This is a genomic window from Pseudoponticoccus marisrubri (assembly GCF_001482405.1).
GTDB classification, from domain to species: Bacteria; Pseudomonadota; Alphaproteobacteria; order Rhodobacterales; family Rhodobacteraceae; genus Pseudoponticoccus; species Pseudoponticoccus marisrubri.
The window spans coordinates 225,471-243,458 of the sequence record NZ_LPXO01000003.1; the positions used below are offsets into that span (position 1 = coordinate 225,471).

17 protein-coding genes and 1 pseudogene are annotated in these 17,988 nt (G+C 67.3%); 10 read left to right on the forward strand and 8 right to left on the reverse strand.

From position 1 onward, the window contains the following. Window positions 1-3: 3 nt before the first annotated feature. The 3 genes from AVJ23_RS07100 to cysG form a co-directional block, all read right to left on the reverse strand. On the reverse strand, window positions 4-1,677 hold the full coding sequence (locus tag AVJ23_RS07100; RefSeq protein WP_058861469.1) for a nitrite/sulfite reductase: 1,674 nt from the start codon (window positions 1,675-1,677) through the stop codon (window positions 4-6). A gap of 72 nt (window positions 1,678-1,749) precedes the next feature. Next, window positions 1,750-2,049: a DUF2849 domain-containing protein gene (locus AVJ23_RS07105; RefSeq protein ID WP_058861470.1), complete on the reverse strand. Its 300-nt coding sequence runs from the start codon at window positions 2,047-2,049 to the stop codon at window positions 1,750-1,752. Beyond that, a complete protein-coding gene (cysG, locus tag AVJ23_RS07110; RefSeq protein ID WP_058861471.1) occupies window positions 2,049-3,437 on the reverse strand; it encodes a siroheme synthase CysG in 1,389 nt (462 codons plus the stop codon). Before cysG ends, AVJ23_RS07105 begins: the two co-directional genes overlap by 1 nt. Before the next feature lie 152 nt (window positions 3,438-3,589). Here cysG and AVJ23_RS07115 point away from each other — a divergent pair, with 152 nt between their 5' ends. Next, a complete protein-coding gene (locus AVJ23_RS07115; protein ID WP_058861630.1) occupies window positions 3,590-4,045 on the forward strand; it encodes an Lrp/AsnC family transcriptional regulator in 456 nt (151 codons plus the stop codon). Here AVJ23_RS07115 and speB read toward each other — a convergent pair. Then, window positions 4,042-5,004 (reverse strand): agmatinase, encoded by a 963-nt coding sequence (gene speB, locus AVJ23_RS07120; protein ID WP_058861472.1) that lies wholly within the window; start codon window positions 5,002-5,004, stop codon window positions 4,042-4,044. The genes AVJ23_RS07115 and speB overlap by 4 nt on opposite strands. A gap of 191 nt (window positions 5,005-5,195) precedes the next feature. Between speB and guaB the strand changes: the two genes are divergently transcribed. The 5 genes and pseudogenes from guaB to AVJ23_RS22205 all read left to right on the forward strand — a co-directional run bounded on the left by guaB (window position 5,196) and on the right by AVJ23_RS22205 (window position 9,413). Next, complete coding sequence (gene guaB / locus AVJ23_RS07125; RefSeq protein WP_058861473.1) at window positions 5,196-6,644, forward strand: IMP dehydrogenase; 1,449 nt, start codon at window positions 5,196-5,198, stop codon at window positions 6,642-6,644. Window positions 6,645-6,833: 189 nt separating this feature from the next. After that, window positions 6,834-7,333: pseudogene (locus AVJ23_RS07130) on the forward strand (IS3 family transposase); the annotation flags it as partial. A gap of 103 nt (window positions 7,334-7,436) precedes the next feature. After that, on the forward strand, window positions 7,437-7,676 hold the full coding sequence (locus tag AVJ23_RS23635; protein WP_437176747.1) for a hypothetical protein: 240 nt from the start codon (window positions 7,437-7,439) through the stop codon (window positions 7,674-7,676). 64 nt (window positions 7,677-7,740) lie between these two features. Beyond that, window positions 7,741-8,421 carry a hypothetical protein gene (locus AVJ23_RS22200; RefSeq protein ID WP_437176748.1) on the forward strand — a complete coding sequence of 227 codons (681 nt, stop codon included), beginning with the start codon at window positions 7,741-7,743 and terminating at the stop codon, window positions 8,419-8,421. 401 nt (window positions 8,422-8,822) lie between these two features. Continuing rightward, window positions 8,823-9,413 carry an SDR family NAD(P)-dependent oxidoreductase gene (locus AVJ23_RS22205; RefSeq protein WP_276203210.1) on the forward strand — a complete coding sequence of 197 codons (591 nt, stop codon included), beginning with the start codon at window positions 8,823-8,825 and terminating at the stop codon, window positions 9,411-9,413. Between the two features lie 252 nt (window positions 9,414-9,665). Here the strand turns inward: AVJ23_RS22205 and AVJ23_RS07150 are convergent, their stop codons facing one another. Together AVJ23_RS07150 and AVJ23_RS07155 are read right to left on the reverse strand one after the other, a co-directional pair. Then, window positions 9,666-10,829 carry a M20 aminoacylase family protein gene (locus AVJ23_RS07150; protein ID WP_205626838.1) on the reverse strand — a complete coding sequence of 388 codons (1,164 nt, stop codon included), beginning with the start codon at window positions 10,827-10,829 and terminating at the stop codon, window positions 9,666-9,668. A 253-nt stretch (window positions 10,830-11,082) separates the two neighbouring features. Further along, the gene (locus AVJ23_RS07155; RefSeq protein ID WP_058861476.1) at window positions 11,083-12,153 is read right to left on the reverse strand and encodes an alcohol dehydrogenase family protein; all 1,071 of its coding nucleotides are present in this window, start codon (window positions 12,151-12,153) and stop codon (window positions 11,083-11,085) included. 70 nt (window positions 12,154-12,223) lie between these two features. Between AVJ23_RS07155 and AVJ23_RS07160 the strand changes: the two genes are divergently transcribed. Further along, the gene (locus AVJ23_RS07160; RefSeq protein ID WP_058861477.1) at window positions 12,224-12,748 is read left to right on the forward strand and encodes a TetR/AcrR family transcriptional regulator; all 525 of its coding nucleotides are present in this window, start codon (window positions 12,224-12,226) and stop codon (window positions 12,746-12,748) included. A gap of 74 nt (window positions 12,749-12,822) precedes the next feature. Here AVJ23_RS07160 and AVJ23_RS07165 read toward each other — a convergent pair whose 3' ends face one another. Further along, window positions 12,823-13,707, reverse strand: a complete 885-nt coding sequence (locus tag AVJ23_RS07165; protein WP_058861478.1) for a LysR family transcriptional regulator — start codon at window positions 13,705-13,707, stop codon at window positions 12,823-12,825. Window positions 13,708-13,806: 99 nt separating this feature from the next. Here AVJ23_RS07165 and AVJ23_RS07170 point away from each other — a divergent pair, with 99 nt between their 5' ends. The 3 genes from AVJ23_RS07170 to AVJ23_RS07180 all read left to right on the forward strand — a co-directional run bounded on the left by AVJ23_RS07170 (window position 13,807) and on the right by AVJ23_RS07180 (window position 16,650). Further along, window positions 13,807-14,985, forward strand: coding sequence for an MFS transporter (locus tag AVJ23_RS07170; RefSeq protein ID WP_058861479.1), 1,179 nt, complete (start codon window positions 13,807-13,809; stop codon window positions 14,983-14,985). Window positions 14,986-15,122: 137 nt separating this feature from the next. Then, entirely contained in the window at window positions 15,123-15,947 is an 825-nt protein-coding gene (locus AVJ23_RS07175) for an aldo/keto reductase (RefSeq protein ID WP_058861480.1), read from the forward strand. Window positions 15,948-15,978: 31 nt separating this feature from the next. Then, window positions 15,979-16,650 carry a type 1 glutamine amidotransferase domain-containing protein gene (locus AVJ23_RS07180; RefSeq protein WP_058861481.1) on the forward strand — a complete coding sequence of 224 codons (672 nt, stop codon included), beginning with the start codon at window positions 15,979-15,981 and terminating at the stop codon, window positions 16,648-16,650. 426 nt (window positions 16,651-17,076) lie between these two features. Here AVJ23_RS07180 and AVJ23_RS07185 read toward each other — a convergent pair whose 3' ends face one another. Then, on the reverse strand, window positions 17,077-17,979 hold the full coding sequence (locus AVJ23_RS07185) for a 5-dehydro-4-deoxyglucarate dehydratase (protein WP_205626842.1): 903 nt from the start codon (window positions 17,977-17,979) through the stop codon (window positions 17,077-17,079). Window positions 17,980-17,988 lie beyond the last annotated feature (9 nt).

Below are 17,988 nucleotides of genomic sequence, written 5' to 3' on the forward strand. Positions count from 1 at the left end.
GGCTCAGGCCGCCCGCGCGTTCTTGCCATCCGCCGCGCCGTAGAGTGCCTCCTTGAAGGGCGCCATGCCGAGCCGCCGGTAGCTTTCCAAGAAGCTTTCCTCGGGCGAGCTGCGATGCGCGAGATAGGCCTCGACCAGCCGCTCGATCGCGGGGATGATCTCCTCGGCCGAGAAGCCCGGCCCGGTGCGGTCGCCCAGGCTGGCCGTCTCGGTATGATCGCCGCCCAGCGTGATCTGGTAGTTCTCGACGCCGGCGCGGTCGAGCCCGAGAATGCCGATATGGCCCACATGGTGATGGCCGCAGGCATTGATGCAGCCCGAGATCTTGATCTTGAGTTCACCGATCTCGTGCTCGAGCTTCAGCTCGTCGAAACGCGTGGCGATCTGTTGCGCGATGGGGATCGAGCGGGCGGTGGCCAGCGCGCAGTAATCCATGCCCGGGCAGGCGATGATGTCCGAGATCAGCCCGATATTGGCGGTGGCCAGCCCGTTTGGCTTCAGGATCGCGTGGATCTCGGGCAGATCGGCCTTGCGGATATGCGGCAGGATCACGTTCTGCTCGTGGCTGATGCGCAGCTCGTCATGGCCGAAGCGCTCGGCGATATCGGCCAGCACACGCATCTGTGCGGCGGTGGCATCGCCCGGAGTCGCGCCATGCGCCTTGAGCGAGACCTGCACGATGGCATGGCCGGGCGCGCGATGCGCCGACAGGTTGGTATCGGCCCAGGAACGGAAGACCGGGTCGGCCGCGTAAGCGCGATCGAAGGCCTCGGTCGGTGCCTCCGTCAGGGCGGGCGGGGCAAAGGCTGCGCGGATCTCGTCGAACAGTGCGAGGTCGGTGCCGTCGAAAGCGGCGCGCGTCTCGGCAAAGCGGGCCTCCACCAGGCGGCGGATCTCGTCGATGCCATGCTCGTGCACGGTGATCTTGATGCGCGACTTGTACTTGTTGTCGCGCCGCCCCAGCAGGTTCCAGACCGAGACCACGGCCTCGACATAAGGCAGCAGGTCGGCCTGCGGCACGAACGCGGCGATCACCTTGCCGATCATGGGCGTGCGGCCAAGCCCGCCGCCCACCAGCACCTGGTAGCCGATCTCGCCGTCGCGCGTCACGATGCGCAGCGCAAGGTCATGTGCGGCGGTCACGGCGCGGTCGTTCGGAGCGCCGGTCACGGCGATCTTGAACTTGCGCGGCAGGAACTGGAACTCGGGATGGTCGGTCGACGATTGCCGCAGCAGCTCGGCCACGGGGCGCGGATCGGCGATCTCGTCCGCGGCGGCCCCGGCGAAGTGATCGGCGGTCACGTTGCGGATCGTGTTGCCCGAGGTCTGGATCGCGTGCATGCCCACCTCGGCCAGCGCATCCAGCATGTCGGGCACGTCACGCAGGGCGGGCCAGTTGAACTGGATGTTCTGGCGCGTGGTGAAATGGCCATAGCCCTTGTCCCAGCGCTCGGCCAGGTAGGCCAGCTGCCGCATCTGGGCGCTGTTCAGCGTGCCATAGGGGATGGCGACGCGCAGCATGTAGGCATGCAGCTGCAGGTAGAGGCCGTTCATAAGGCGCAGCGGCTTGAACTCGTCCTCGGTCAGGCTGCCGTCGATGCGGCGCTCGACCTGGGCGCGGAACTGGCGGTTGCGTTCGGCCACGAAGGCGGCGTCGAAATCGGTGTAGCGATACATGCGGGTCTGTCCTTCCAAATTCCATGCATGGAATTTGCAAATCTTGTCCTCAAAAGATTTGCGCGCTCCGGCTCAGAGGTCGGCCTGTTTGCCATGGGCGTAGTTCGAGGGGCCGGTGCGGCGGAACTCCTCGCGGAAATGCACCGGCTCGGGCCCGTCCGGCCCGGCATCCATGTCGGCCAGGTAGACCCCCACGACCTCGTCCTGCCGGCGCGAGGCCTCGACCAGCCGCAGCTGGGCATGCGCCTCGTCGGTCAGGATCTCGGCCTCCGACAGCTTGCGGCTCCACGCGTCGCGCGCGGTCAGGTAGACCACGTCGCCCTCCAAGAGCGCATTGGCGGTAACGACTTTCGGGGTGAAACGCCGGGGCATCACGAGACCTCCTGTTGGCGGACGGAAAGGGGCGCGCTCTGGCGCGGGGCTAGGCCGAGGATCATCAGGGTGGGACCGTCCGGCGCCGCCTCGGCCAGGTCCGAGGAGAGTGCGGAGAGCGTGGTCACCAGCGTGCTCTGCCCGGGCCGGCTGGCCTGCGAGATCACCGTGACGGGCGTGTCGGGCGCGGCGCCATGCATCAGCAGGCGGCCCTGCAGGAAATGTGCGGCGCGGCGGCCCATGTAGATCGCGGCGACCTCGCCGGGCCGGGCCAGGCTGCGCCAGTCGTGATCGGCGAAACCTTGCGTGTCATGCCCGGTGATCAGCCGCGTGGCCGCGTTGCGGCCGCGCCGGGTGAAGGACTGGCCCATCCCGGCCAGCGCCGCCGAGGCCGCGGTGATGCCGGGCACGATCTCGTAGGCGATCCCGGCCGCCTCGACGGCCTCGATCTCCTCGTCGAGCCGTCCGAACACCGTCGGGTCGCCGCCCTTGAGCCGCACCACATGGGCGCCCTGGGCCCCGTGTTCGACCATGGCCGCATGGATGTCGGCCTGCGCCGTCGACGGGCCGAAGCCCTCCTTGCCGACGTCGATCAGCAGCGCCTCGCGGCGCGCAAGTTCCAGGATCTCGGGCGTGACCAGCCGGTCATGGATCACCACGTCCGCCTCGTCCAGCGCCTTGCGCGCCTTTAGCGTCAGCAGTTCCGGATCGCCGGGCCCCGCGCCGACAAAGCTCACCCGGCCCGGCGATGTCTCCTGCGCCAGGTGGCGGGCCAGCAGCGCGTCCAGCGTGCGCTCGACCTCGGCCTCGCCGTCGGCCATGGCGCGCGGGCCGGCCGAGAAATAATAGTCGCGCCAGAAGGCACGGCGCGGGCGCCCGAAGGGCAGGGCCTCGGCCACCCGGCGGAACGCCTTGCCGATCCGCGCCAGCCGGCCCAGGTCGCGCGGCAGCCGCTCCTCGAGATCGGCCTTGATGGCGCGCGCCAGCACCGGCGCCGCACCCTCGGTGCCGATCGCCACGGTGACCGGGTCGCGGTCCACGATGGCCGGCGTGATGAACTGGCTGTCGGCGAGATTGTCCACGATATTGACCGGCACGCCCGCGGTCCGGGCCAGCCGGGAGACCTGCGCATCCAGCGCTTCGTCCTCGTCGGCGGCATAGGCCAGCGCGGCGCCCAGCAGGTCGCAGGCGCCCGGCGGACGCTCGGCCAGCACCAGCCGCCCCTGGGCAGCCCAGTCGCGGATCTCGGGTGCCGGATCGGGCGCAAAGACCGTGATGCGCGCCTCGGTCTTCAACAGCAGGCGCAGCTTGGCCAGCGCGGCCTCGCCACCGCCGGACAGGACGACGGCACGGTCCTGGAGGTTCACGAAGATCGGGAAATGCTGCATGGGCGGGGCGCTCCGGCTGGGTGTCAGTCCGCCAAGACATAGGAAATTTTCCCACCCCGGGGCTAGGTCCTTGCGGAAATAAGGAACACTGTTCTAATCTGCCGCAATGGATGGGGCGATGTTCCGATCTCCCGCAAAATTTGGAACGGCTGATGAAGATCGACGCGACCGACCGGAAAATCCTTGGTGAATTGCAGCGCGACGCGTCGCAATCGCTCGACGAGATCGCCCGCGCCGTGGGCTCCTCCAAGACGCCGGTGTGGAACCGCATCCGCAAGCTGCGCGAGGCCGGGGTGATCGGCGCGCAGACCGTGGTGCTGGATGCCGAGGCGCTGGGGTTCGAGGCCTGCTTCTTCGTGCTGATCCGCACCTCCGAGCACGAGGCCGAGTGGCAGCGCCGGTTCCTTGCCGCGCTGCAGGCCCGACCCGAGGTGCAGGAGGCGCACCGCCTGGCCGGCGATATCGACTACATCCTCAAGGTTCGCGTGCGCAACGCCCGCGCCTATGACGCCTTCTACCAGGCGCTGATCTCCGAGGTGAAGGTGCACAATGTCACCGCGCTGCTCTCGATGGAAGAGATCAAGGCCACCACCGCGCTGCCGCTCTAGCCTGCCCCGGCACCGCGGGCGTGAAAGGTGAAGCCCAGCAGGTTCATCAGCAGCTGCGCCGCCAGGATCGCAGTCGATCCGGTGGGATCGTAATCCGGCGCCACCTCGACAAGGTCGATGCCCACCACCTCGTGCGACTGCACGAGCGCCTGCAGCAGCTCCAGCACCTCGTAGTAAAGGAACCCGCCATGGGACGGCGTGCCCGTGCCCGGCGCGATCGAGGGGCAGAAGGCATCGATGTCGATGGTGATGTAGACCGGCGCGCCTGCCGGCACGCGGTCCGCCACCGCCGGCACGCCCAGCCGGCGCACCTGCCGCACCGACAGGATGTCCGAGCCGCGCGCCCGCGCATCCGCATAGCCCTCCCGCGCGGTCGAGCTGACATTGCGGATGCCCAGCTGCGTCATCCCGCTGACCCAGGGTTTCTCGGCGGCCCGCCGCATCGGGTTGCCATGGCCGCGCGTCACCCCGTGACGCTCGTCCACGAAATCGAGATGCGCATCGATCTGCACCAGGTGGAAGGGCGCGCGCCCCTCGAAGGCCTCGATGCAGGGGATGTTGACCGAGTGATCGCCTCCGATCACCACCGGCAGCGCCCCCGCCGCCAGCGCCGCCGCAACGCCCGCGCGGATATTGGCATGGCTGCGCAAAGTGTCGGTATGCACGACATCGGCATCGCCCATGTCCACCAGCCGCACCCCCTCGAGGTAGGTGACATCGTCCTCGTGGTCATAGGCGCCGGCATGGCCGAAGCTGAACAGGGTCGAGGCCTCGCGCACCCCGCGCGGCCCGAACCGCGCCCCGGCCCGCCATTGCGTGCCCGCGTCGAACGGTGCGCCCAGGATCGCCGCATCCGCCTGCAGCGCGGCCCAGTCCGGCTGGTAGGGCGCCCGCGCAAAGGTACAGATCCCCGTGAAGGGCAGATCCAGCCGCCCGCCCTCGTAGCCATGTCCCGCCATGCCGTTCTCCTGTCACCGCGTCCTGCGCGATCCTGCTTCCTCCGCCCGCCCGCGGGCAAGCCCCCGATCTTTCATCTTTCCACAAATACTCAGACCCGGCCCGCCACGGGACACAGCATTTGGGGCTTTCACCCCGCCGCGCCCCATGCGATAGGGACGTGCCAACCGTCCCCCTCCAAAGGAGCCGCCCCATGGAGATTCGCGAGGCACTCACTTTCGACGATGTCCTGCTCGTGCCCGCCGCGTCCAGTGTCCTGCCCAGCACCGCGGATACGCGCACGCGGGTCACCCGGGCCATCGCGCTGAACATCCCGCTGCTGTCCTCGGCCATGGACACGGTCACCGAAAGCCGCATGGCGATCACCATGGCACAGGCCGGCGGCATGGGGGTGATCCACAAGAACCTCGACACCGAGGACCAGGCCCGCGAGGTGCGCCGCGTCAAGCGCTTCGAAAGCGGTATCGTCTACAACCCCGTCACCCTGACCCCGGAGCAGACGCTGGCCGATGCCAAGGCGCTGACCCAGCGCTACGGCTTCACCGGCTTCCCGGTGGTGGATGAGGGCCACCGCGTCGTGGGCATCGTCACCAATCGCGACATGCGCTTCGCCGAGCGGGACGACACGCCGGTGCGGGTGATGATGACCTCCGAGAACCTCGCCATCCTGACCGAGCCGGCCGACCGCGAGGAGGCGATCAGCCTGATGAAGGCGCGCCGGATCGAGAAGCTGCTGGTCACCGACCGGACAGGCAAGCTGACCGGGCTGCTGACGCTCAAGGATACCGAGAAGGCGGTGCTGAACCCCACCGCCTGCAAGGACCATCTCGGCCGGCTGCGCGTGGCCGCGGCCACCAGCGTGGGCGACAGCGGCTTTGCCCGCAGCGAGGCGCTGGTCGATGCGCAGGTCGACGTGATCGTGGTCGATACCGCGCATGGCCATTCGCAGGGCGTGCTGGACGCGGTGCGCCGGATCAAGCAGCTCTCGAACGAGGTGCAGGTCATCGCCGGCAACGTGGCCACGGCCGAGGCGACACGCGCGCTGATCGATGCCGGCGCAGACGCGGTCAAGGTGGGGATCGGGCCGGGCTCGATCTGCACCACGCGCATGGTGGCCGGCGTCGGCATGCCGCAGTTGACCGCGGTGATGGATTGCGCCGCCGCCGCCGGTGACGTGCCGGTCATCGCCGATGGCGGGATCAAGTTCTCGGGCGATTTCGCCAAGGCCATCGCCGCCGGCGCCTCCTGCGCCATGGTGGGCAGCATGATCGCGGGCACCGATGAAAGCCCGGGCGAGGTGATCCTCTACCAGGGCCGCTCCTTCAAATCCTATCGCGGCATGGGCAGCCTCGGCGCCATGGCCCGCGGCTCGGCCGACCGCTACTTCCAGAAGGATGCCGCCAGCGACAAGCTGGTCCCCGAGGGGATCGAGGGCCAGGTCCCCTACAAGGGCCCCGCGGGCGTGGTCATCCACCAGCTGGTAGGCGGCCTGCGCGCCGCGATGGGCTATACCGGCTGCGCCACGGTCGAGGAGATGCGCAACAACTGCCGCTTCGTGAAGATCACCGGCGCAGGCCTCAAGGAAAGCCACGTCCACGACGTCCAGATCACCCGCGAGAGCCCGAACTACCGGATCGGATAGCACTCTATTTTTTCCAGGGATTTCTGGGTGCCTGTGAAATGACTCGCCTCGGCACCACGCCAAGACCGACCCATGAGTTGGATAGAACGAACCGAGAATTCGACAGTGTCCGGCGTCAGCGGTCCTGTGACATCCGAGTTGACTTTGTAACGGAGGGTTCCGGCTCATCGAAGCCACCAAGGCGTGGAGATGAGACAGAAAAACGGACCATCGAAGCTTACGAATGAGGCGATGGTAAAGGACATTCGCCGGCGCCCACGGAAGCACCATTCGTCCGAGAAGAAGGATCGCATCGCGCTTGAGGGGCTGAGTGGCGAAGACAGCCTTACCAAGCCCTGTCGGCGCGACGGGATCGAGAAGTGCCTCCATTGCGCTTGGTCCAAGGAGCTCCTCGAGGCCGGCAAGAAGCGGCTTGCCGGTGATACGTTCCGCCTGGCGACCGGCCCTGAGGTGAAAGGACTGCGTCATGAGGCAACAGCGCTGAAGGAAGCCGTGGCCGATCTCACCCTGGAGAAGCGCCTTCTTAAAAAAAGCATGCTCGGGGATGGGGGAGACGAGGAATGTGGTATCCGGCGTCAGAAAAGCTCTAGTTCACCCGGTAGGTAGAGCGGTCTCGCCTGCCGACGAAGCGTACAATCGACATGATCGGCGTGCCCCGCGCGACCTTCGACCGGCGGTGTGATCGCCATTTGTTTCTCGGAGACGCGCCATTGATGGTGTGGATGGCCCCGCCAGCGGCATCGCGCTGTGCCAAAGTCGGTCTGTGAAGCACGCACCTGAAGGGAGCCATCCATGGACCAACCTACCACCGTCGGCCTCGACCTGGCCAAAAATGTCTACCAGATTCGCGGATTGGACGCGGAGGACGCGATTCTCTGCCGCCGTCAATTGCGTCGGTCGCAGGTTCTGGTGTTCGTTAGGCAGCTTAGCCCTTGCCTTGTGGGTATGGAAGCCTGCACCGGCGCCATCACCGGGCGCGGGATCTGGCAGGCCTTGGCCATGAAGACCGACTTGTGCCGCCCGCTTGTGTGAAGCATTGCGTGAAGCGGGGTAAGACCGATGCCGCCGATGCCGAAGCCATCTACGAAGCGGTGACATGGCCGAGTTCAGGGTGGTCCGCGCCAACGGAATGAACGATCCGGGGGGGGGCGTTCAAAGGTACAGAACGCGCTTCGTACCGGTGACGTCGGCGGAGCGGCAGGCCGCCCTGCTCGACCACAAGGCACGGGACTTCCTCATCCGGCAGCGGACGCAGATCGTAGACACGATCCGCGCGCATTCAGGCGAGTTCGGGGTCGTCGTGGCGAAGGGCATCCACAACTTCGATCGCCGTCTCGAGGCCGCCTGCGACATGCCCGATGCAGCGCGCCCGGCACTGGAGATGCTGTCCGATCAACTGCGCGATACGCAGGCTCTGATCGAAGAGGTCACCGCACGGACCGGCGAAATGCAGAGCGAAGACGCGCTGGCACGCCGACTGGCAACGGAGCCTGAGGTGGGCACGATCTCCTCCGGCGCGTTTGCCGTCACTCCCCCGATGTGGCCGCTTTCCGCAGCGCGCGTGACTACGCGGCATGGTTCGTACCGACGCCGACAGCCTATTCCAGTGGCGGAAAAGAGGGGTTCGGGCGGATCTCCGAGGCGGGCAATCGATCTCTGCGAAGGTTGCTCTGCCTCGGCGCAATGGCCCGGATCAGCGCGCGGCGGGGACGTCGAGATGTTGCATCAGGCCAGGCGCTGGACTGACTCGACCAGATGCTTGTCCGCAAGCCCGTGAAGGTGGTCGCAATCTCGCTGGCCACGAACGATCCGGGCACTGATCGCCCGGGGCAGCAGCGACCGAACCGCCCCGGCCCAAACCGCAGGAGACCAGCCGCGCCGGTCCTGGACCGGTAGGCCCGAAGCTGGTGAGGCGCAGCGTGAGGTGATGGCACAGAGACGGCACCATGCGGAATAATGGGACACCCAGTTCGGACCGGAGCGCCTCCGAGCGCGCGCCATTGATCGGGACCCGACCGCCGGCTGACTTCATCAGGGCGCGCAGCTAAATGGTCGCTGCATCTCGGACGCCGTATACATGGCCGCGACCGACCATATGCCAAATCACACAAAGCTCTTGCCAAGGGGCCATCCACACACGGTCCGAGCGACAATGGCAACGCGGTTCAGATTGACCTGCTGATCAATAACGCGGGGATCGTGGTGGGTAGGCCCTTCCTCGAACATGGACACGCCGATATTGATCGAACCATTGCGATCAACACGGGAGCGCTAATGCATCTGACCCGCGCTGTACTGCCCGGCATGGTAGCGCATGGCCGGGGACACGTAGTCAATATTGCCTCGGCAACGGCGCTCGTTTCAAATCCGAACATGAGCGTCTACGCCGCCAGCAAGTGGGCGGTCATGGGCTGGTCGGATTCACTCCGACAAGAGTTGGAGCGGTCAGTCACCGGCGTCCGCGTCACAACCGTGCTGCCATATTACATCCACACCGGCATGTTCGACGGGTTGCGCTCGCGCGTCATTCCGATCCTCCAGCCCGAAGATGTCGCGCGCCGCATCCTTCGGGCGTTGAAGCGCGACGCGGTCTTCCTCCACATGCCGGGCATCGTGCGTCTTCTGCCGCTCTTGAGGGGCCTTTTGTCGACACGGGCGCTCGATTTCGTCCTCAACCGCATCTTCGGCGTGGCCAGCAGCATGGACACGTTCAAAGGGCGCGACGGCGCTGCGCAGGATCTGCGCGAACCCGGCGGCGGGCGGTCTTGAGGCGCCTCACACAAAAACGGTGTGGGTCGCCCTCGTATCGTCTTCGTTGGATCTCTCGGGGCGCAGATCGCCCGCGCATGATTGGACGCGTGCGTTCCGCAACATGTGCCCCAGATCACACTGCTGGAAAGCGCCCGCGCTTGGTCAACAGGCGCGAGGGCTGGGCGATCGTCCTCGCGCCAGTCTAATGAAGCAATGTCACCTGTGATGCGCTTTCGGCTACTGTCGGGAGGGAAAGGCGCTGGTCGGTACCTAGGCTCCGCTTTGCCCAACCGGCAGCCGGTTTCGTACCAGTTCCACGAACCATTCGACGCCCGGGACGAGCGCCGCGTCGTTGAAATCGTATTCGGGGCTGTGGAGCGGCGCGCTATCTCCGTTTCCGATGTTGAAGAACGCGCCCGGTGCGACCTTTAGAGCCTGGGCGAAATCCTCGGACGCGCCCATGCGCGGTGCATCGCCATCCACGTGCTCGGCGCCGAACACGGTCGCGGCGGCGTTCAAGCCGTGCTCGGTGGCGGCGGGGTCGTTGACCAGGGGCACGAATACGCGCTCATACTGGATCTCGACCTCGCAGCCATGCGCGGCGGCCAGGCCCTGGGCAACCTGGCGCAGGGCTGCCTCGAGCTGATGGCTGACATCGTCATTGAAGTGGCGGCAGTCGCCCTCGATGCGCGCCTCGCTCGCGATGGCGTTCTTGATGTTGTCGCCCTCGATTCCCGTGACCGAGACCACGGCGAGCTCTGCCGGGTCGATCCTGCGCGAGACGATCGTCTGCAATTCGCCGACAATCGCGCAGGCGCAAACGATCGCGTCCCGGCAATCCTGAGGGCGTGAAGCGTGGCCACCTCGGCCACGCACGACGATGCTGAACCCGTCCTCGGCCCCCATGAAAGCGCCCGGTCGCGTCTCGAACGACCCCACTGGCAGGCCCGGCTTGTTGTGCAGGCCATAGATCTCATCGAAGGCCAGCCGGGATCCCAGCCCGTCCCGGATCATGGCCTTCATGCCCTGTCCCCATTCCTCGGCGGGCTGGAAGACCAGCCGCACGGTCCCGTCGAACCCGCCCTCGCTGGCCAGGACCGCGGCGGTCCCCAGCAGGATCGTGGTGTGGCCATCATGGCCGCAGGCATGCATCAGCCCGGGCCTGGACGAGGCATAGGGCAGGTTCGTCGTCTCCTGCATCCGCAGACAGTCCATGTCCGCGCGCAGGGCGAGCGTGCGTCCGCCATCGCCCTTGCGCAGCGTTGCGACAATGCCGGTCCCGCCGATGCCGGTCTCGATCTCGTCGATACCGAAGGCGCGCAGACGCTCGACGACGAACCGGGCGGTCTCCTGTTCCTCGAAGCCGAATTCCGGGTGTCGATGCAGGTGGCGGCGCCAGTCGCGCATCGAAGCGGCCAACTCGGTCGGGGTCACGGTGTTGCCTTTCCTGTCTCTACCGCTGTCATTCGTAGACAGCTTCGTTGGATAGCGCAAAGGGCCAGAGCGCGCCTTGCGTGGGTCACGAGAGCCGCGTTCGAGGCGCGAGAGCGCAGGTTGCCCCGGTCAAGCAGGCAGCCATTCGTGCCGTGGCCGCCCGCACCGTCGCAGAGAACCGCGCCGGCGACCGAGGCTGTTTCACGGACACAGGTGTGGCCCGTGTGCGTGACGCGGGGCGCCGGGGCAGCCGTCATCCGGAGATCTCGATCCCGATCTTGCCGAGGTGGGATTTGTCGAGGAAGGCCTCCTGCGCGGCGCGCAACTCGCCAAGCGGGTGACGCTCGGCCAGGACGGGGCGGATCTCGCCGGCCTCGATATAGCCCACCAGGTCGGTGAAGACCCGCGGGTCCTGCCGGGTGCTTCCGATCAGCGCCAGGTCCTTGAGGTAGAGCGTCCGCAGGTCGAGCTCGACGATCGGGCCGGCGATGGCGCCCGAGGTCACGTAGCGGCCTTTCGGCACCAGCGCGTCCAGCAATGCGGGCCAGCGTGGCCCGCCGACGAGGTCCAGCACCACGTCGAAGGCATCCTCACGCAGCGGCGCGTTCCGGTCCAGCGTGACATCGGCGCCAAGCGCCTGCAGCGCCTCCATCTTGGCGGGGCTGGTGAGCGCGGTGACATGCGCGCCGCGACGTTTGGCCAGCTGCACCGCGGCCGAACCGACGCCGCCCGAGGCCCCGGTGATCAGCACGCGTTCGGCGCCTAGAGCCGCGCGCTGGATCATGCCCTCGGCGGTCGAGAAGGCGCAGGGGAAGGACGCAAGCTCGATATCCGACAGCGGGCTGTCCACCGTCACGGCGTTCACGGATTCGACGGTGGTGTACTCCGCGAAGGCCCCGTCGCGTTCGGAGCCGAAGGTCACCAGCGCATCCGCATCCGCGCCCTCAGGGCAATACATCGGCCGCACGAGGACGCGCTCGCCGATGCGTGCAGCGTCAACGCCCGCACCGACGGCCACGATCCGGCCGCAGCAATCGGCGCCCTGGATGCGCGGAAAGCTCAACGCTCCGGACCACGCGCCGTCGGCATCCGATGCGCCACCATATCCTTCCGTGGCGGCCGAGTTCGTGTCGCCCCGCACGGACTTGGAATACCAGCCGGTGCGGGTGTTCACGTCGGTATTGTTCACCGAGGAGGCGCCGACGCGGATCAGCACCTCGCCGGCACCGGGCTGCGGCACCGGCACATCCTCGCGCCATTCCAGCTTGTCGAGACCGCCATGCCCGGTGAGCAGGACGGCGTTCATGGTTGCGGGCAGGGTCATCTTGGCAGGCTCCAGTGTAGAATGATCGCTCTACTTGCGTAGGTAGAGGGATCGCTCTACATCGTCAAGCATGACGGAGATGATGCGCAGGATATCCGCCGGTCTGGAACAGGCCTTTGCCGCCCGGGGCTTTGCCGAGCCCTCGGTCGAGGATTTGCGCGACGCTGCCGGCGTCAGCCTGCGCACGCTCTACAAGTACACACCCTCGCGGGCCGACATGGTGCTGGCGGCGCTGGAGAACCGACACCAGCGCTACCTCTCGCATGTCTTCGACCGGCTGCCTGAGAACCCGGACGAGGCGACGGAGGCCGTTCTGGCCCGGGTCGGCACCTGGATGGCGACCGAGACCTCGCATGGCTGCCTGTTCCATGCCGCCGTGGCCGCCGATCCGAACAGCGCGCCCCTGCGCGCCCTTCTGGAACGCCACAAGGCCGAGGTCGCGTCCCGGGCGGCCGCGGCGACGGGGCTTGGTGCGGCCGAGACCGAATTGCTGGTGATCATCGAGGGCCTGACCCAGGCCTGGCCCCTGCGCGGCGATGCCGCGATCGAGGCCGCCAAGCGCCTGGCACAGGCGCTGCGGGCCGCGCTTGGGTAGCTGTCGCTGCAGATGAACGGGGCTTGTCAGGATCGATCGTCCCGACCTGCGCCGCAAGGACGTCACGCACAGCGCTACGCCACGATCTCTTTCAGCCAATCCAGAAAGACGGCCAGCCGCCGCAACCCCGAGGCGCGCGTGAGGTAGAGCGCGGTCATCTCGAGCGGCTCGGCGGTGACCTCGCCGGGGAAGAGCTCGACCAGCCGGCCCGCTTTCAGATCCTCGGCGACCATGAAGTCGGAGAAGCGCGCGATGCCGCAACCGGCGACCACCAGCCGCCGGACCGCCTCGCCGTTCGAGGCCTCGACCGCGGCGGGAACCTCGACGGGGCGGTCCATGCCGCGGAACTCCAGCCGGTTGATATGGGCAGGCGCCGAGAAGCGGACCTGTGCCAGCCGCGCGAGATCACCGGGCACCTCCGGCCATCCCTGCGCGTCGAGATAATGCGGGGCCGCGACAAGCTTCCATGGTGTCCGACCCAAAGGCCGTTTCAGCAGGTCACTGTCGTCCAACGGTCCAAAGCGAATGGCGACATCAGCATGGGCGCCGATCAGGTCGACCACGTCATCGGTCATGTCGAATCGCAGGCGGATCTCGGGATAGCGGGCGCGGAACGCGGGCAGGCGCGGCGCGATGGCGTGCAGCATGAAGGGCACCGGCGCGTTGACCCGCAAGGGGCCGCGCGGGGTGCGCCCGCTGGTGCCCAGCTCGGCAAGCGCCTCGGCCCGGGCGAGGATGTCGCGCGCGGTGTCCAGGAAATCGCGCCCCTCGGGCGTCATCTCGATCATCCGCGTCGTGCGGCGCAGAAGCGTCACGCCCAGCTGCTGTTCCAGCCGGCTCACAGTCCGGCTGAGGGTCGAGGGCGCGACCCCCAAGCGCCGGGACGCCTCGGCAAAGCCGTTATCCTCGACGATCGCGACAAAGGCCGCGAGGTCCCGGGTCTGAGGCAATTCGTGCATCTTGCGCAACGGCCCTTTCCACAATCTTCCATTCACGCAAAGGCTATGGCCTGCCATCTCTCCGGTCGAGACGAAAATTCCGATCCGGAGACCAGACCCATGCCCCTTGCCCTCTGGGCGCTGACCATCAGCGCCTTTGCCGTCGGGACGACCGAGTTCGTCATCGTCGGCCTCATCCCCACCATCGCCGCAGATCTCGGCGTCTCGCTGCCCTCTGCCGGGCTGCTTGTCAGCCTCTACGCGCTTGGCGTCACCATCGGCGCGCCGGTCCTGACCGCGCTGGCCGGCAAGCTGCCGCGCAAGACGCTGCTGCTTGCGCTGCTGACCCTGTTCATCGCCGGCAATGCCTTTGCCGCGGTCGCCCCGGGCTATGGCAGCCTGATCGCGGCGCGCTTCATCACCGGGCTTGCCCACGGGGTCTTCTTCGCCATCGCCTCGACCATCGCGACCGATCTGGTCGAGCGCGAGAAGGAGAGTTCGGCCATCGCGACGGTCTTCCTTGGCCTGACGGTCGCGCTTGTCACCGGGGTGCCCTTCGGCACCTGGATCGGCCAGACCTTCGGCTGGCAGTCGACCTTCCTTGGGGTTGTCGTCGTCGGCCTGATCGGCCTGATCGCAAGCGCCGTGCTGGTGCCCAGCACTCTGCGCCGCGGCGCGCCCCCGTCGCTGACGGCGCAGATGCAGGTCCTGACCTCGCCGCGGCTGCTGCTGGTCTACCTGATCACGGCGGTGGGCTATGGCGGCAACTTCATCGCCTTCACCTATCTCGCACCGATGCTGACGGATGTGACGGGCCTGTCAGCGGGTGCTGTCAGCCTCGTGATCCTGCTCTACGGCGCCTCGGTGGCGGCGGGCAACATCCTTGGCGGCAAGCTGGCCGACCGGATCGGCCCGGTGCCCGCGCTGACGCTTATCTTCGCGGGGCTCGCGGCCTCTCTCGCAGCCCTTGGTGTCGCGCTCGCCTCGCCGGTCGCAGCGATCGCCGTCGTGGCGGTCTGGGGTGGCTTTGCCTTCGCCAACGTGCCGCCGCTGCAGAGCTACACCGTCGCCATCGCACGCGAGGTCGCGCCCGGCGCGGTCGACGTGGCCTCGGGCCTCAATATCGGTGCGTTCAACCTCGGCATCGCTTTGGGCGCTTGGGCCGGTGGCCTCGTGGTCGATGGCATCGGCCTTGCCGCAACGCCCTTCATCGGCGCCGTGGTCGTCCTCGCCGGCATCGCGCTGGTCCGGCTGTCCGGCGGCCTGGCCAGGCGCAGTCCCCCGGTCGCCGCCGAGTGACCGCATCCGCTTCCTCGAACCGAACATGAAAGGAGACGCCTGATGACTCAGTTCATCCGCATCCCGCGCCGCGCGGCGTGGAACGATCCCGCCCGGACCGCCGTTCCGACCACCCAAATCGAAAAGGACACCCCGCAATGACGATCAAACCCATCGGCCCCGCCGCCATCCCGAATCTCGGCCTCGGCACGTTCAAGATGCCCGAAGGCGAGACGCGCGACATCGTCGCCGCCGCGCTTGCCGAGGGCTACCGGCATATCGACACCGCGCAGGCCTATGGCAACGAGGAAGAGGTCGGCGCCGGGATTCGCGCCGCGGACGTGCCCCGGGACCAGGTCTTCGTGACCACCAAGATCCTGCCCGAGCATTTCGCCGCCGGTGATTTCCGCGCCGCCGCAGAGCGCTCGCTGGCCGCGCTCGACACGGATTACATCGACCTGCTGCTGCTGCACTGGCCCTCGCGCACGATCCCGCTGTCCGAGACGCTGCCCGTGCTCGACGCGCTCATCGCCGAGGGCAAGGTGCGCTTCGGTGGCGTGTCGAACTTCACGATTGCGCAACTGAAAGAGAGCGAGAGCACCCTTGAAGCGCCGCTGGCCGCCAACCAGATCGAGCTTCACCCGTTCCTGGACCAGTCCAAGCTGCTCGCGCATATGGGCGCGCGCAACATCCCGTTCGAAGCCTATTCGCCGCTCGCCCAGGGCGCGGTGATGGACAACGAGACCCTGAAGGAGATCGCACACGCGCACGGCACCACGCCGGCCGCCATCTCGGTGGCCTGGCTGCTCGCCAAACCGCTTGGCGTCGCCATCCCCAAGACTGCCAAGACCTCGCGGCTGGCCGGCAACCTTGCCGCCGCCGAGATCAGCCTCACGGATGACGAGATCGCGCGCATCGACGCCCTCGCGCGCCCGGACGGGCGCATCGTCTCGCCCGACGGGCTGGCCCCCGACTGGGACTGACACACACGCCTGAAGACAAGGAGACACAGACATGTCGAAGATCCTCATTCTCTCCACCGCCCATGCCGCCCTCGGCGAGACGGGCAACAAGACCGGCGTCTGGCTCGAGGAGCTGGCCGCCCCCTATTACGCGCTGAAGGATGCCGGTCACGACATCACTGTTGCGACAATCGGTGGCGCGCCCATCCCCGTGGACCCGAACTCGGAACCGCAGGGCGACGGCGCCGATGCCCGTTTCAAGAAGGACGCGGCCGCCATGGCGCTGCTCGAGGCGCCCGCATCGCTCGCCGACCAAGACCCAGGCGATTTCGACGCGGTCTTCATCCCCGGTGGCCATGGCGCAGTCTGGGACCTCGCCTCTTCCGACGAGGTCGCGCAGTTCCTGTCGGCCGCCTGGGAGCAGGGCAAGGTGCTCGCCTCGGTCTGCCACGGCCCGGCCGCCTTCGTCGGCGTCGAGGTGGGTGGGGAACCGCTCGTGAAGGGACGCAAGGTCTCGGCCTTCACCGACAGCGAAGAGAAGGGCACCGGCCTCGACACCGTCGTCCCCTTCCTCCTGGAGACCCGCCTGCGCGCGCTTGGCGCCGACTTCCAACCGGGCCCCGACATGGAACCGAAAGCCGTCCAGGACGGCCGCCTCATCACCGGCCAGAACCCGATGTCCTCCGACAAGGTGGCCGAGTTGCTGATCGCTCAACTCGCCTGAGCCGCGCGCAGTGCCAGCCCGGCGGGGACCCCGCGGGGCTGGCGTGATCGGGCTGCATGACATGGTGTAAAGGCGTGTTGGATCTTGCAGACCTGCAGCGGTCCAACATGGGTCATCCGGCATAAAAGCTGGCACATTTTTTGATTAATAGCGAAACGTTTTCGTGGCACTCAGCGACGTTGCGAGAGCCGGTAACCCTGCCGCCAGCCATCCCCAGAAAAATGCGACGAGTTGTCAAGCGATGTGGCCATCTCGGCGATTGGCAACTGCGTCGGAATGTCGTTTCGAAGCTGCCGCCAACTTCTAAAAGCAGAAGGCGATACAACCGGAAGAAACTTGCAACCGAAACCGGGTTCTAAACGCGACGTTGTGGACGCCTTCGACGAGCCGTGCCGGCCCGGGCGGCATGGCCCGGGCCCGTGACGCTCAGTCGTAGCCCTGCATCAGCTCCTGCATCAGGCCGCGTTCCTCTTCGGTCAGGTCGGTCAGCGGGGTGCGGACGGGGCCGGTGTCGAAGCCGCGCAGGTTGACGCCGGCCTTGATGGCCGAGACGGCATAGCCGGTTCCGCGGTCGCGGATGCGGGCGAAGGGGTAGTAGAAATCGCGCAGCATCTGTTCGCAGGTGGCATCGTCGCCCGCCACGAAGGCCGCGTGGAATTTCAGCGCGGTTTTCGGCACGAAGTTGAACACGGCCGAGGAATAGGTGTCGACGCCCGCGCCGCGGAAGGCCTGGGCAAAGAGCTCATGCGTGGGCATGCCGCCGATATAGGCCAGCCGGTCGCCGTTCTGCACGGTGATGCGCTTGACCGTGTCGATATCGCCGGTGCCGTCCTTGAAGCCGATCAGGTTGGGGCAATCCTCGGCCAGCCGGCTCAGCGTCTCGGCGGTGACCACGGACTGGCCGCGATTGTAGACGATCACCCCCATGCGGGTGGACTGGCAGACGCGGCGGATATGCGCCTCGATCCCGGCCTGCGGCGCGCCGATCAGGTAATGCGGCAAAAGCAGGATGCCGTCGCCGCCCGCAGCCTCGATCCCCTGTGCCATGTCGATGGCCATGCGGGTGCCGTAGCCGCAGCCGGCGATGATCGGATCGTTCGGCTGGGCGGACTTGGCGGTGCGCACCACGGCGACCACCTCGTCCGGGGTGAGCGAGAACAGCTCGCCCGTGCCGCCGGCCACGATCAGCCCCGCCACCGGGGTCTGCGAGAGCCATTCCAGATGCGCCGAGAAGGCGGCCGCGTTGAAGCGGTCTTCGGCGTCGAAGGGCGTGACGGGAAAGGAGAGCAGGCCGGAGCGGATGATCTCGCGCAGGTCGGTGGGGGCGATCATGGGGGT

Excerpts from the sequence above, each read along its gene's own strand:
- AVJ23_RS22200 (WP_437176748.1), top strand. The coding sequence starts at position 7,741 with ATGGCCGAGTTCAGGGTGGTCCGCGCCAACGGAATGAACGATCCGGGG.
- AVJ23_RS07165 (WP_058861478.1), bottom strand. The coding sequence starts at position 13,707 with ATGCACGAATTGCCTCAGACCCGGGACCTCGCGGCCTTTGTCGCGATC.
- AVJ23_RS07160 (WP_058861477.1), top strand. The coding sequence starts at position 12,224 with ATGACGGAGATGATGCGCAGGATATCCGCCGGTCTGGAACAGGCCTTT.
- AVJ23_RS23635 (WP_437176747.1), top strand. The coding sequence starts at position 7,437 with ATGGACCAACCTACCACCGTCGGCCTCGACCTGGCCAAAAATGTCTAC.
- AVJ23_RS07115 (WP_058861630.1), top strand. The coding sequence starts at position 3,590 with ATGAAGATCGACGCGACCGACCGGAAAATCCTTGGTGAATTGCAGCGC.
- guaB (WP_058861473.1), top strand. The coding sequence starts at position 5,196 with ATGGAGATTCGCGAGGCACTCACTTTCGACGATGTCCTGCTCGTGCCC.
- AVJ23_RS07175 (WP_058861480.1), top strand. The coding sequence starts at position 15,123 with ATGACGATCAAACCCATCGGCCCCGCCGCCATCCCGAATCTCGGCCTC.
- speB (WP_058861472.1), bottom strand. The coding sequence starts at position 5,004 with ATGGCGGGACATGGCTACGAGGGCGGGCGGCTGGATCTGCCCTTCACG.
- AVJ23_RS07180 (WP_058861481.1), top strand. The coding sequence starts at position 15,979 with ATGTCGAAGATCCTCATTCTCTCCACCGCCCATGCCGCCCTCGGCGAG.
- AVJ23_RS07100 (WP_058861469.1), bottom strand. The coding sequence starts at position 1,677 with ATGTATCGCTACACCGATTTCGACGCCGCCTTCGTGGCCGAACGCAAC.
- AVJ23_RS07170 (WP_058861479.1), top strand. The coding sequence starts at position 13,807 with ATGCCCCTTGCCCTCTGGGCGCTGACCATCAGCGCCTTTGCCGTCGGG.
- cysG (WP_058861471.1), bottom strand. The coding sequence starts at position 3,437 with ATGCAGCATTTCCCGATCTTCGTGAACCTCCAGGACCGTGCCGTCGTC.
- AVJ23_RS07105 (WP_058861470.1), bottom strand. The coding sequence starts at position 2,049 with ATGCCCCGGCGTTTCACCCCGAAAGTCGTTACCGCCAATGCGCTCTTG.
- AVJ23_RS07155 (WP_058861476.1), bottom strand. The coding sequence starts at position 12,153 with ATGACCCTGCCCGCAACCATGAACGCCGTCCTGCTCACCGGGCATGGC.